Annotated in this window: 15 protein-coding genes; 13 read left to right on the top strand and 2 right to left on the bottom strand. The window is 59.5% G+C overall.

Annotated elements, in window-relative coordinates:
* Positions 1-143 precede the first annotated feature (143 nt).
* From nuoH to GOX88_RS06115, 12 genes are read left to right on the top strand one after another with little or no spacing between them, the layout of a single operon-like run.
* On the top strand, positions 144-1,181 hold the full coding sequence (gene nuoH, locus GOX88_RS06170; RefSeq protein WP_170400324.1) for an NADH-quinone oxidoreductase subunit NuoH: 1,038 nt from the start codon (positions 144-146) through the stop codon (positions 1,179-1,181).
* Positions 1,182-1,183: 2 nt separating this feature from the next.
* Positions 1,184-1,678, top strand: a complete 495-nt coding sequence (nuoI, locus tag GOX88_RS06165) for an NADH-quinone oxidoreductase subunit NuoI (RefSeq protein WP_170400323.1) — start codon at positions 1,184-1,186, stop codon at positions 1,676-1,678.
* Positions 1,675-2,085, top strand: coding sequence for a carboxymuconolactone decarboxylase family protein (locus GOX88_RS06160; RefSeq protein WP_170400322.1), 411 nt, complete (start codon positions 1,675-1,677; stop codon positions 2,083-2,085). Before nuoI ends, GOX88_RS06160 begins: the two co-directional genes overlap by 4 nt.
* Positions 2,082-2,684 (top strand): NADH-quinone oxidoreductase subunit J, encoded by a 603-nt coding sequence (locus tag GOX88_RS06155; RefSeq protein WP_170400321.1) that lies wholly within the window; start codon positions 2,082-2,084, stop codon positions 2,682-2,684. The genes GOX88_RS06160 and GOX88_RS06155 overlap by 4 nt, the downstream gene beginning before the upstream one ends.
* A complete protein-coding gene (locus GOX88_RS06150) occupies positions 2,684-2,929 on the top strand; it encodes a hypothetical protein (protein WP_170400320.1) in 246 nt (81 codons plus the stop codon). The genes GOX88_RS06155 and GOX88_RS06150 overlap by 1 nt, the downstream gene beginning before the upstream one ends.
* Positions 2,926-3,231 carry an NADH-quinone oxidoreductase subunit NuoK gene (gene nuoK, locus GOX88_RS06145; protein WP_005984024.1) on the top strand — a complete coding sequence of 102 codons (306 nt, stop codon included), beginning with the start codon at positions 2,926-2,928 and terminating at the stop codon, positions 3,229-3,231. The genes GOX88_RS06150 and nuoK overlap by 4 nt, the downstream gene beginning before the upstream one ends.
* Positions 3,232-3,237: 6 nt before the next feature.
* Positions 3,238-5,439 (top strand): NADH-quinone oxidoreductase subunit L, encoded by a 2,202-nt coding sequence (nuoL, locus tag GOX88_RS06140; protein ID WP_170400319.1) that lies wholly within the window; start codon positions 3,238-3,240, stop codon positions 5,437-5,439.
* Positions 5,439-6,983, top strand: coding sequence for an NADH-quinone oxidoreductase subunit M (locus GOX88_RS06135; protein ID WP_170400318.1), 1,545 nt, complete (start codon positions 5,439-5,441; stop codon positions 6,981-6,983). Before nuoL ends, GOX88_RS06135 begins: the two co-directional genes overlap by 1 nt.
* A gap of 15 nt (positions 6,984-6,998) precedes the next feature.
* Positions 6,999-8,441, top strand: coding sequence for an NADH-quinone oxidoreductase subunit NuoN (gene nuoN, locus GOX88_RS06130; protein WP_170400317.1), 1,443 nt, complete (start codon positions 6,999-7,001; stop codon positions 8,439-8,441).
* 54 nt (positions 8,442-8,495) lie between these two features.
* Positions 8,496-9,245, top strand: a complete 750-nt coding sequence (locus GOX88_RS06125; RefSeq protein ID WP_170400316.1) for a biotin--[acetyl-CoA-carboxylase] ligase — start codon at positions 8,496-8,498, stop codon at positions 9,243-9,245.
* A gap of 11 nt (positions 9,246-9,256) precedes the next feature.
* A complete protein-coding gene (locus tag GOX88_RS06120) occupies positions 9,257-10,036 on the top strand; it encodes a type III pantothenate kinase (protein WP_170400315.1) in 780 nt (259 codons plus the stop codon).
* On the top strand, positions 10,033-11,700 hold the full coding sequence (locus GOX88_RS06115; protein WP_170400314.1) for a ribonuclease J: 1,668 nt from the start codon (positions 10,033-10,035) through the stop codon (positions 11,698-11,700). The genes GOX88_RS06120 and GOX88_RS06115 overlap by 4 nt, the downstream gene beginning before the upstream one ends.
* 3 nt (positions 11,701-11,703) lie before the next feature.
* On the opposite strand, the gene GOX88_RS06110 is transcribed toward GOX88_RS06115, so the two are convergent.
* The gene (locus GOX88_RS06110; protein ID WP_170400620.1) at positions 11,704-12,405 is read right to left on the bottom strand and encodes an NUDIX hydrolase; all 702 of its coding nucleotides are present in this window, start codon (positions 12,403-12,405) and stop codon (positions 11,704-11,706) included.
* A gap of 28 nt (positions 12,406-12,433) precedes the next feature.
* A complete protein-coding gene (locus GOX88_RS06105) occupies positions 12,434-12,829 on the bottom strand; it encodes a DUF983 domain-containing protein (RefSeq protein WP_170400313.1) in 396 nt (131 codons plus the stop codon).
* A 199-nt stretch (positions 12,830-13,028) separates the two neighbouring features.
* Here GOX88_RS06105 and GOX88_RS06100 point away from each other — a divergent pair, with 199 nt between their 5' ends.
* Positions 13,029-13,496, top strand: a complete 468-nt coding sequence (locus GOX88_RS06100; RefSeq protein WP_170400312.1) for an EF-hand domain-containing protein — start codon at positions 13,029-13,031, stop codon at positions 13,494-13,496.
* Positions 13,497-13,502: the final 6 nt, after the last annotated feature.

Below are 13,502 nucleotides of genomic sequence, written 5' to 3'. Positions count from 1 at the left end.
TTTGTGTGTGAAACCCAAGATTAAGGGTGGCGTAATGGCGGCAGATGCTGTTTACACCAACGCGCCGACCCAGCCGCAGTTTGCGCAGGCACATGGCCTTTGCATCGCTCGCGGAAAACGGAATACCCACGGTGTGAGGACCAATGGCTGATTTCTTTAACACCCCAGGCGGAATAGCCATCATCATTCTGGCGCAAGTGCTTGCTGTCGTTGCCTTTGTGATGATCTCGCTGTTGTTCCTTGTTTATGGCGACCGCAAGATCTGGGCGGCAGTTCAGATGCGCCGCGGACCCAACGTGGTTGGCGTCTATGGCATTTTGCAATCGGTAGCCGACGCGCTGAAATACGTCGTGAAAGAGGTCGTGATCCCCGCCGGGGCAGATCGCGCCGTCTTTATTCTGGCCCCGATGACAAGCTTTGTTCTGTCGCTGATCGCCTGGGCGGTGATCCCGTTCAACGACGGCTGGGTTTTGTCAGACCTGAACGTGGCGGTTCTGTATGTGTTTGCTGTGTCCTCGCTTGAGGTTTATGGCGTGATAATGGGCGGTTGGGCGTCGAACTCAAAGTATCCGTTCCTTGGGTCGCTGCGGTCTGCGGCGCAAATGATCTCATACGAAGTGTCAATTGGATTGATCATCATCGGTGTGATCATCTCGACTGGATCAATGAATTTTGGCTCCATCGTGGGCGCGCAGGATACCGGCTATGGCTTCTTTGGCTGGTACTGGCTGCCGCATTTCCCGATGGTCTTCCTGTTCTTTATCTCGGCGCTCGCCGAAACCAACCGCCCGCCCTTCGACCTGCCCGAGGCGGAATCGGAACTCGTGGCCGGATATCAGGTGGAATATTCTGCCACGATGTTCCTGCTGTTCATGGCTGGTGAATATATCGCGATCTTCCTGATGTGCGCGCTGACCACGCTGCTGTTCTTCGGCGGCTGGCTGTCGCCGATCCCGGGTCTTCCCGACGGTGTCCTGTGGATGGTCGGCAAGATGGCGTTCTTCTTCTTCATCTTCGCGATGGTCAAGGCAATCACGCCCCGCTACCGCTATGACCAGTTGATGCGGTTGGGCTGGAAAGTGTTCCTGCCGTTCTCGCTGGCCTGGGTGGTGTTCGTGGCCTTTGCGGCGAAATTCGAATGGTTCTGGGGCATCTTCGCCCGGTGGAGCGTAGGAGGCTGATCATGACGCAAATCGACTATACCCGCGCCGCCAAGTATTTTCTTCTGCAGGACTTCTGGGTCGGCTTCAAACTTGGAATGAAGTACTTTTTCGCCCCCAAAGCCACCATCAACTATCCGCATGAGAAGGGCCCTCTGTCCCCGCGTTTCCGCGGTGAGCACGCCCTGCGCCGTTACCCGAATGGCGAGGAGCGCTGCATCGCCTGCAAGTTGTGCGAGGCCGTGTGCCCGGCGCAAGCCATCACCATCGACGCCGAACCGCGTGAGGACGGCAGCCGCCGCACCACACGCTATGACATCGACATGACCAAGTGCATCTATTGCGGTTTCTGCCAAGAAGCCTGCCCGGTCGATGCCATCGTCGAAGGCCCGAACTTCGAATTTGCCACGGAAACCCGTGAAGAGCTGTTCTACGACAAGCAGAAGCTGCTGGATAACGGCGAACGCTGGGAAGCCGAGATCGCCCGCAATCTGGAAATGGACGCGCCGTACCGATGAGTGACACGCCGACAAATCCGTTCGAGCTGATGATGAAGCAGGCTCAGGACATGGCCAAGGCGATGAACCCGGCGATGGAAAACTTCTCGCCCAAGGGGTTCGAGGCGCTGTGGCCGACCATGCCCAAAGAGGTCATGGAAATGATGTTCGGCAACACCGTCAACAAGGACGGTCTGGATGCCAAAACCCGCCTGCTGCTGACACTTGCCGGGCTGACCTGTCAGGGCGCACAGGCGGACTCGGCTGTTCGTCAGACCGTGCGTCACGCGCTGGAAGCGGGTGCCAAGAAACAAGAGATCGTGGAAACGATCGGTCAGATGTCGGTCTTTGCCGGCATCCCGGCCATGACCCGCGCGCTGGATCTGGCGCAGGAGGTCATGGGCGACAACGAGGATGAGGATCAATGACCGTCTTTGCCTTCTATCTGTTTGCCATCAGCGCCATCACCGGCGGGCTGTTCACGGTGATCAGCCGCCAGCCGGTGCACTCGGTGCTGTGGCTGATCCTGGCGTTCCTGTCCTCGGCGGGGCTGTTCGTTCTGCTGGGCGCCGAGTTCGTGGCGATGCTGCTGATCATCGTCTATGTGGGCGCGGTCGCGGTTCTGTTCCTTTTTGTGGTGATGATGCTGGATGTGGACTTTGCCGAGCTCAAGGCCGAGATGGCGCGCTATATGCCGCTGGCCCTGCTGATCGGTCTGGTGATCCTGATGCAGTTCGTCATGGCCTTTGGGGCATGGGACAGCGCGCAGGGCGCGGCGGCCAATCTTGCCCAGCCGGTGCCAGTGGACCGCCACAACACCGAGGCGCTCGGCGTCATTCTTTATGATCAATACTTCCTTCTGTTCCAACTGGCAGGCCTGATCCTGCTGGTGGCCATGATCGGTGCCATCGTTCTGACGCTGCGCCATCGCAAGGACATCAAGCGTCAGGACATCGTCGGCCAAATGATGCGCGACCCGGCCGAGGCGATGGAGCTGAAGGACGTGAAACCGGGGCAGGGGTTGTGATGAAGAAACTAATTCTCGGCACTACCTTGGTCGCGTTGTTCGTTGTGCAGTTTGCTTCCAACGATCTTGGCGGGACTCACTATTGGGCTTCCGACATGGGGCCGACTATTCATTCGATTGTCGCAAAAGAACTGGATTTTACCAAAAGCTTGGCGGGTGAAGACGGCTACTACCACTGTGGCTACTCTGGTGTGTGCTCTTGGATTCCGTCGATCGAAAACTACCGGGCAGAGGTCATGCTATGATCGGACTTGAACACTATCTTACGGTCGCGGCGACGCTGTTCGTCATCGGCATCTTCGGGCTCTTCCTGAACCGCAAGAACGTCATCATCCTGCTGATGAGCATCGAATTGATGCTGCTGGCGGTGAATATCAACCTCGTGGCGTTTTCCAGTTTCCTCGGCGATCTGGTCGGGCAGGTGTTTACACTGTTCGTTCTGACCGTTGCGGCGGCCGAGGCGGCGATTGGCCTGGCCATTCTGGTCTGTTTCTTCCGCAACCGTGGCACCATCGCGGTTGAAGACGTCAACATGATGAAGGGGTAAGGGAACATGGAAACCACCATCCTCTTTGCCCCGCTTGTGGGCGCACTGATCTGCGGCTTTGGCTGGCGCTTCATTGGCGAGAAAGCCGCCATGTGGACCGCCACGGGCCTGCTGTTTCTGGCCTGTTTGCTGTCGTGGCTGGTTTTCTTCAGCTTTGATCCCTCGGCCTATCCCGGGGGATCCTATTCGGTGCCGGTACTTCGGTTCATTGAAAGCGGTTCGCTATCGACCGAATGGGGCATCCGTCTGGACCGGCTGACAGCAATCATGCTGATCGTGGTGACGACTGTCTCGGCGCTCGTGCACCTCTATTCCTTCGGGTACATGGATCACGACCCGCAATGGCGCGAAGGTGAAAGCTATAAGCCGCGCTTCTTTGCCTATCTGTCCTTCTTCACCTTTGCCATGCTGGCGCTGGTGACATCGGACAACCTGGTTCAGATGTTCTTTGGCTGGGAAGGCGTGGGTGTCGCGTCCTACCTGCTGATCGGGTTCTACTACCGCAAACCCTCTGCCAACGCCGCTGCGATCAAGGCCTTCGTGGTGAACCGGGTCGGTGACTTTGGTTTTGCGCTGGGGATCTTTGCGCTGTTCTTCCTGACCGACAGCATCAACTTCTCTGACATCTTCGCGTCGGCACCGGAACTGGCGGAAACGCAGCTGCACTTCCTGTGGGGTGAGTGGACCGCCATCGAGGTGATCTGTGTGTTGCTGTTCATCGGTGCGATGGGTAAATCGGCGCAGCTGATCCTGCACACGTGGTTGCCGGACGCGATGGAAGGCCCGACGCCTGTGTCGGCACTGATCCACGCCGCGACCATGGTGACCGCCGGTGTGTTTCTGGTCTGCCGCATGTCGCCGCTGATGGAGTTCGCACCGGGTGCCACCGGGTTCATCACCGTGCTGGGTGCATCGACCGCGTTCTTTGCCGCAACGGTGGGTCTGGTGCAGACCGACATCAAGCGCGTCATCGCCTATTCGACCTGTTCGCAGCTGGGCTACATGTTCGTGGCTGCGGGTGTGGGCATGTACTCGGCGGCGATGTTCCACCTGTTCACGCACGCCTTCTTCAAAGCGCTGCTGTTCCTTGGCGCCGGTTCGGTGATCCATGCGATGCACCACGAGCAGGAGATGACCGAATACGGCGGTCTGCGGAAAAAGATCCCCTATACATTCTGGGCGATGATGGTCGGTACGCTGGCCATCACCGGCGTTGGCATTCCGCTGACCACATTCGGGTTCGCCGGGTTCCTGTCCAAGGATGCGATCATCGAGAGCGCCTATGCAGGTGGGTCGGCCTATGGCTTCTGGCTGCTGGTGGTCGCCGCTGCGTTCACCTCGTTCTATAGCTGGCGTCTGATTTTCCTGACCTTCTACGGCAAGCCACGCGGCGACCAGCATACGCATGATCATGCGCATGAAAGTCCGATGTCCATGCTGGTGCCTTTGGGCGTGCTGTCGCTGGGTGCGGTCTTTGCCGGCATGATCTGGTACGGCAACTTCTTTGGTCACGCGGACAAGGTCGGCAAGTTCTACGGCATTCCGGTTGCCGAGGCGTCCGAGCATGCTGAGGCGGGCGAACACGGCCAGGCGGATGCACATGCTGATACGGCTCATGCACATGCTGATACGGCTCATGCGGATGATGACCACGCGTCGGACACTCAAGCGGATGACGGCCACGGAGATGAGGCTGCGCACGCTGACGAGGCAGCCCATGGTGGGGATCACCACTATGTCTTCACGGGCAAGCCGGGCGAGGGTGCCCTGTATATCGCGCCGGATAACCATATTCTGGACGACGCACACGCGGCTCCGAAATGGGTCAAGGTTTCGCCCTTCGTTGCGATGGTGCTGGGTTTTGTCATGGCCTACTGGTTCTATATCGTGAACCCGTCTCTGCCGGGACGTCTGGCACAGAACCAGCGGCCGCTGTACCTGTTCCTGCTGAACAAGTGGTACTTTGACGAAATCTATGACGCGATCTTCGTCAAACCCACCGTGGCGCTTGGCCGGTTCCTGTGGAAACGCGGCGATGGCAACACCATCGACGGCTTCCTGAACGGTGTCGCCATGGGCGTTGTTCCCTTCTTCACCCGCCTCGCAGGCAAGGCGCAGACGGGCTACATCTTTACTTACGCCTTCTGGATGGTTCTGGGCATCGCTGCCCTGGTCACCTGGATGTCGATCGGCGGAGGCGCACAATAATGGATAATATCCTCTCCATCGTCACCTTCATCCCCGCAGTGGCGGCCGGTATTCTGGCCCTGTTCCTGCATGGCGATGACGTGGCCGCGCAGCGCAACGCGAAATGGGTTGCACTCGTGGCGACCACGGTGACCTTCCTTGTCTCGATCGGCATCTATACGGGCTTTGACCCATCAAACACCGGCTTCCAGATGGTGGAAGAGGGTGAGTGGTTGCTGGGCCTGAAATACAAGATGGGCGTGGATGGCATCAGCGTTCTGTTCGTGCTGCTGACCACCTTCATCATGCCGCTGACCATTCTGGCCAGCTGGCAGGTCACGGACCGGGTCAAGGAATACATGATCGCCTTCCTGATGCTGGAAACGCTGATGCTGGGCGTGTTCATGGCGCTGGATCTGGTGCTGTTCTACCTGTTCTTCGAGGCAGGCCTGATCCCGATGTTCCTGATCATCGGCGTCTGGGGCGGCAAGGACCGCATCTATGCCAGCTTCAAGTTCTTCCTCTACACCTTCCTCGGTTCGGTGCTGATGCTGGTGGCGATGGTTGCCATGTATTCGGACGCGGGCACCACGGACATTGAAGCTCTGATGAGCCACCACTTCTCGTCCGAAGGGTTCAGCGTACTTGGCATCTATGTCGTTGGCGGGATGCAGACACTGATGTTCCTGGCTTTCTTTGCTTCGTTTGCTGTGAAGATGCCGATGTGGCCAGTGCACACCTGGTTGCCGGACGCGCACGTTCAGGCGCCGACGGCGGGTTCGGTTGTGCTGGCGGCGATCCTGCTGAAGATGGGCGGCTATGGCTTCCTGCGGTTCAGCCTTCCGATGTTCCCTGTCGGCTCGGCGGTGATGACTGATCTGGTGCTGTGGATGTCGGCCATCGCGGTTGTCTACACCTCGTTGGTGGCGCTGGTGCAGGAGGACATGAAAAAGCTGATCGCGTATTCCTCGGTCGCGCATATGGGCTTTGTGACCATGGGTATCTTTGCGGCGAACCAGCAGGGTATCGACGGCGCGATCTTCCAGATGCTCAGCCACGGTTTCATCTCGGCCGCGCTCTTCCTGTGTGTTGGCGTGATCTATGACCGGATGCACACCCGCGACATCGAGGCTTATGGCGGTCTGGTGATCCGGATGCCCGCCTATGCTCTGGTCTTCATGCTGTTCACCATGGCCAATGTCGGCTTGCCGGGCACCTCTGGATTTATCGGTGAATTCCTGACCCTGATGGGCACGTTCCAGGTCAACACCTGGGTCACCGCTGTGGCGGCGTCCGGTGTGATCTTCTCGGCGGCCTACGCGCTGTGGCTGTATCGCCGAGTGGTCTTTGGCGATCTGATCAAGGAAAGCCTCAAGGCGATGACCGACATGAACTCGCGCGAGCGGCTGATCTTCGCACCGCTGGTCGTGATGACCATTCTGCTGGGCGTTTACCCGTCGCTGGTCACGGATGTGATCGGTAACTCGACCGCTGCACTGATTTCGAACTATGACACGGCTCTGGCCGCGGCTGAGGCCGCGCTCCAGACGGCCGCTTCGCATTAAGGAGGCTTTGGAGACATGATCCAGGCTGATCTGACAATAATCCTGCCAGAGATCGTTCTGGCCGTATATGCGATGGCCGCTCTGATCGGGGCTGTCTACACGGCGAAGGACGCGCTGGCGCCGATCCTGGTGTGGTCGACCGCTGGCCTGATGGCGCTGCTGGCCATCTGGATTGCCACAAATGGCGACGGCGTCAATGTTGCCTTCAACGGCATGTTCATCGACGACGGGTTCTCGCGCTTTGCCAAGGTCGCGATCCTGCTGTCCGCCGCTGCCGTTCTGGTAATGAGCCAGGATTACATGTCGCGCCGCGGGCTGCTGCGGTTCGAATACCCGCTGCTGGTGGCTCTGGCTGCCGTGGGCATGATGATGATGGTCAGCGCCGGTGATCTGATGTCCCTTTACATGGGGCTTGAACTGCAATCGCTGTCGCTCTACGTCGTGGCCGCCTTGCGCCGTGACAGCGCGAAATCGACCGAGGCCGGTCTAAAATACTTCGTGCTGGGCGCGCTCAGCTCGGGCCTGCTGCTGTACGGCGCGTCGCTGGTCTATGGCTTTACCGGAACCACGCTGTTCTCGGGCATCATCCAGACCGTGCATCACGGAGACATTTCGGTTGGTCTGCTGTTCGGTCTGATCTTCCTGATCTCGGGCCTGGCATTCAAGGTCTCGGCCGTGCCGTTCCACATGTGGACACCGGACGTCTACGAAGGCTCGCCCACGCCGATCACTGCCTTCTTTGCCACCGCGCCGAAAGTGGCCGCGATGGCGCTGTTTGCCCGCCTGATGCACGACGCCTTTGGCGGAGTGGTCAAGGACTGGCAGCAAGTGATCGTTCTGCTGTCCGTTCTGTCGATGCTGCTGGGCGCGGTTGCCGCGATTGGTCAGCGCAACATCAAGCGTCTGATGGCGTTTTCGTCGATTGCCCATATGGGCTATGCACTGATCGGTCTGGCGGCCGGTACGGAACTGGGCATCAAGGCGATGCTAATGTATCTGGCGATCTACGTGACCATGAATATCGGCACCTTTGCCTTCATCCTGATGATGGAGCGTGACGGCAAACCCGTCACCGATATCGACGCGCTGCGTCAATACTCCAAGCGTGATCCCGGCAAGGCTCTGGCCGTGCTGATCCTGATGTTCAGCCTTGCGGGTGTGCCGCCGATGCTGGGCTTTTTCGCCAAGTTCGGCGTATGGCAGGCCGGTGTCGGCGCGGGTCTGACCGGGCTGGTCATTGTCTCGGCCATCGCATCTGTGATTGGTGCGTTCTATTACCTGCGGATCGTGTTCTACATGTACTTCGGGGAAGAGAACGAAGATCCAATCGAAACGCGCTCCACTCCGGTTCTGTGGGTGGCGCTGATGGGCTCGGCCGCGCTGATGCTGGTTGGTGTGTTCTATCAATTCGGCATTGAAGGCGCGGCAGCTGCTGCGGCGGCAACGCTTGTCAACTGATTTGCCTAACATCCAATTGCAGGAGGCTCGGTCAAAAGACCGGGCCTTTTTGCCATGACCGATTGGCCGCAAGGATACGGCCTGCACATTGTGCAGGAGGTCGACAGCACCCTGAACGAGGCCGCTCGGCTTGCCCCGACGGCACCGGGTCCGGTTTGGATCATGGCGCATCATCAGACCGCCGCGCGCGGACGGCGAGGCCGCGCCTGGGCCAACCCCAAGGGCAATCTGGCAGCGACCTTGTTGATGCGCCCGCAGGGTAATCCGGAACAGGCGGCGCTGCGCAGCTTTGTCGCGGCGCTGGCACTGTTTGACGCCTGCGTTGCGGTCACCGGTCGGGCGGCGGGGCTGTCATTGAAATGGCCCAATGACGTGCTGCTGAACGGCGGCAAGCTGGCTGGCATCCTGCTGGAAAGCACCGGGCAGGGGCGTGAGCTGTCGCATCTGGCCATCGGCATCGGTGTGAACCTTTCTGAGGCGCCCCCGGCCTACGCAGTCGAACAAAGCGCCGTTCGGCCCGTGTCTTTGCTGTCTGAAACCGGTGCGGCCGTCATCCCCGAGGATTTTCTGACCGAACTGGCCTCGGCCTATGCGGGGTATGAAACTCAATTTGTCACCTACGGTTTCGAACCGATCCGAACGGCCTGGTTATCCCGCGCCGCCAAATTGGGCGAGGTGATCACCGCCCGGACCTCGACCTCTGAGACGGTGGGAACATTTGAAACCGTGGACTCGAACGGCAACCTTGTCCTAAAGACGGCCAAGGGCCGCGTCAGCATTCCGGCGGCGGATGTGTTTTTCTGAAGGAGGCGCAGATGCTTCTGGCAATTGACTGCGGCAACACCAACACCGTTTTCTCGATTTGGGATGGCGAGAAGTTCCTGTGCACGCTGCGCACCTCGACCCACCATTCCCGCACGGCGGACGCCTATTTCACCTGGTATTCGACGCTGGTGAAACACTATGGGATTCACGCAGATATCACCGATGTGGTAATTGCCTCGACCGTGCCGCGCGTGGTGTTCAACCTGCGCATTTTTGCCGACCGCTTCTTTGGCTGCCGCCCTTTGGTTGTGGGCAAGCCGGAATGTCTGCTGCCCGTGGCACCGCGCGTTGACGAGGGCACCGTTCCCGGACCCGACCGGCTGGCCAACGCGGTCGGTGCGTTCGACCGTCACGGCGGTGACGTGGTGGTTGTCGATTTCGGGACGGCGACGAATTTCGACGTGGTCGCCTCGGACGGGGCCTATGTTGGGGGCATCATCGCGCCCGGCGTGAACCTCAGCCTTGAGGCGCTGCACCAGGGGGCGGCGGCCCTGCCGCATATCGATATCACCCGTCCGGAAAAAGTGATTGGTACGAATACGGTTGGCTGCATTCAATCCGGCGTGTATTGGGGCTATTCCGGTTTGATCGAGGGACTGATTGCCCGGATCAAAGAGGAATACGGGATGCCGATGAAAGTGGTCGGCACCGGCGGGCTTGCGCCTTTGTTCGATCAGGCGGATGTCGGGTTTGACGCAATCGAAGACGATTTGACGATGCACGGTCTCACCGTGATCCATCGCTATAACAAGGAAAATGGCTCATCATGAGCAGTGAACGACTGATCTATCTGCCGCTGGGCGGTGCCGGTGAAATCGGGATGAACGCCTATGTCTATGGCTACGGCAAGCCGGGGCAGGAGCGGCTGATCCTCGTCGATTTGGGGGTGACCTTTCCGGACATGGACACGACGCCCGGTGTCGATCTGATCCACGCCGATATCTCATGGCTGCAGGAACGTGCTGACCGGCTGGATGCCGTGTTCGTCACCCATGCGCACGAGGATCACGTGGGCGCGGTTGCGCATTGCTATGAAGCACTGGGGGCTCCGGTCTATGCGCGTGCCTTCACTGCCAATATTGCGCGCCGCAAGATGGAAGAACATGGTCACCCGGAGGACGCGGTTCAGACGGTGTCCGCCTGGCCCGAGCAGATTTCGGTTGGACCGTTCAAGGTCGGGTTCCTGCCGGTTTCGCATTCGATCCCCGAAAGCGCCGCGCTGGTGATCGACACACCCGAAGGCCGGATCGTACATTCCGGGGACTTCAAGCTGGATACGCAGCCGGTGGTGGGCGAACCCTTCGATCCCGATCTGTGGGCAGAGGTTGCCAAACCCGGCGTCAAAGCGCTGGTCTGTGACAGCACCAATGTGTTTTCGCCCCATGATGGACGCTCGGAATCCGAGGTTGGCCCCGAGATCACCAAGCTGGTCGAAAGCGCCGAGGGCATGGTGATCGCGACCACCTTTGCTTCGAACGTGGCGCGGGTGAAGACACTGGCCGAAGCGGGCGCGCGGGCAGGGCGCTCGGTCGTGTTGCTGGGCCGTGCGATGCGGCGGATGATCGAAGCGGCGACTGAAACCGGCATCCTGTCGGATTTCCCCAAAGTCATCAGCGCGGAAGAGGCTGTGGACCTGCCGCGCCAGAACCTGATGCTGATCGTGACCGGAAGCCAGGGCGAACGCCGCGCCGCCAGCGCGCAACTGGCACGTGGCAAGTATCGGGGGATCGAACTGAAAGAGGGCGACTTGTTCCTGTTTTCATCCAAGACCATCCCCGGCAACGAGCGTGGTGTGATCTTCATCATCAACCAGCTCAGCGAAAAGGGCGTGGACGTGGTGGATGACAGCTCGGGCCTGTACCACGTGTCCGGTCACGCCAATCGCCCCGATCTTGAAAGGGTGCACGCGCTTATCGACCCGCAGATGGTGATCCCGATGCATGGCGAACACCGGCATCTGCGTGAACATGCCAAGCTGGCCGAAGCAGGTGGACGGACGGGCATCTTGGCCGTGAACGGCACGATGCTGGACCTGACCGGCAATGAACCCAAGGTGGCCGACTATATCGAAACCGGCCGAACCTATCTGGACGGCACCGTCAAGGTCGGTGCGCTGGACGGGATCGTGCGCGATCGTATCCGCATGGCTCTGAACGGGCACGTGACGGTCACGGTCATTCTGGACGAAGAGGATGAGCCGCTGGGCGAGCCGTGGTGCGATACAATGGGCTTGCCCGAGATCGGAACCTCCAAGGCCGCGCTTGTCGAAGTGCTGGAGGAGGATCTGAACCAGTTCCTGATGCGCGCCGACGCCAAGACCTTGCGCGACGATGACAAGCTGGAAGAAGCCATGCGCCGCATCGTGCGTCAGACCGCCAAGGCCGAGATCGGCAAAAAGCCCGAAGTGACGACGGTAATCAGCCGTATGAAGTGACGCCTAGTCGGCGTCCGGCATCGGGTAGCCTTTGAGCTGCAGAAACAGGCTTTGTTCCTCGGTATGCAGGTAAAGTGGCACGATCGCAGGCGGCTCGGGATTTGAAGCCCGGGCCGCGATTTCGGCCAGAACCACCTCGGTAATAAACGGCAGGTCCAGATCGCGCGCGCGGTCAAGCGGGACCCATTGCAGGTGGGACAACTCATCCGAGGCACGGCTGAAGTCGTCCAGATCGCCCTGAATCGCGCTGGCATCGACCAAAAAGAACCGCGCGTCGAACCGACGAGGGCGGCCCGGCGGTGTCACCGCGCGGAACACAAATTGCAGGGCATCGGCAGCGGGGCGAAAGCCCATGGCGGCAAAGCCCTGCCAGTCCTCGGGCACCGTGTCGTCCCACGTGCCGGGTTCACCCAGAATCAACCCGGTTTCTTCCCACAACTCGCGGATTGCTGCCGCGGCCAGCGCAGTCTGAAGCCCCGGTTCGGACTTCTCGTCCAGCCGTTCTCGGCAAAGCTCGGGCATAGGGGCGGTCAGAGGGATGTCCTTGTCCGCCGCATCGACCGCGCCACCGGGAAACACGAACTTGTTGGGCATGAAGACGGCTTTTGCGCCTCGCTGTCCCATCAAAATCGACGGTTCGGTCAAACGGTTCCGCAGAACGATGACTGTCGCCGCGTTCCGAATCGCTGATTTGTCTTCTGTCATAAGCTGATCGACCTGTTCACGCGGATCACTATGCTTTTTCAAACCCGTGCATCCGGCGCGCCCACTGATAGGCGATCATAGCGCCTTTCAACCGGGGCAGAAGGAACAGCGACAGCGCCGTGCATCCGATGGCAAAGATCAGGAACATGGTCAGGGGCTCGGGGCGAAATTCGACATATGTCACGTGCAGCGCCGGGGCCAGCAGGTGACCAACCAGCAGAATGGTCAGATAGGCCGGGCCATCATCTGCCCGGTGATGAAACAGCTCCTGCCCGCAATCGCTGCAGGTATCGTTGACCTTCAGGTAACCGTGCAAAATTTTGCCTTCACCGCATTTCGGGCAACGGCCGCGAAACCCTTTGATCAAAGCTGGCCGTGTCGGACGGTCACTCTCGGTCGTGGTGTCGATCGTCTGATCTGTCATTTTGAAACTCGCGCGTTCGATTGCGCAGGATAATGCGCTTGTTTTGTTCCGCTGAAAAGGGGGTGCGGCGCTTTGTGACTTAGGTTGACTACAACCGGTTGCCAAAATTTATCCAGTATTTGCGACGGAACCCGCGTACCGAGCCGTTTGAACTTATGTGAGCAGCGGCGATGGGGCCGCAAAACAAAGGAAAAACGATATGAAAAGCGCGAAATTCATTCCGGCCATCCTGATCTCGGCCGTTGCAGTCACAGGCACCTCGGTTCTGGCGGCCGGGCCGAAAGATCGCGAACCGGTGAGCTTTCAGGAACTGGATGCCAATGGTGACGGTCAACTGACCAAGGAAGAGATGGAGGCCCACCGGACGCAGAAATTTACCGAGGCCGACACGAATGGCGACGGTAAGCTGAGCGTCGAGGAAATGCAGGCCGCTGCGCAAAAAAGAGCAAATGACCGCGTGACCAAGATGTTCGAAAGGCAAGACGCCAACAAGGACGGTTTTCTGAGCGAGGACGAGTTGCCCAAACCGCGCCGCGCTGGCAAGATGTTTGACCGTATTGACGCGGATGACAGCGGAACGATCTCGGAACAGGAATATACCGATGCGAAAGAGCGGATGGGCCGGAAGCATAAAAAGCATGGCAATGCGGGCTCTGACGACAGCTGATGAAGG

This window comes from Ruegeria arenilitoris (assembly GCF_013030985.1).
Taxonomy (GTDB): domain Bacteria; phylum Pseudomonadota; class Alphaproteobacteria; order Rhodobacterales; family Rhodobacteraceae; genus Ruegeria; species Ruegeria arenilitoris_B.
Note: the sequence above shows the minus strand (reverse complement) of the source record. Positions and strands in the feature narration are given on the sequence as shown.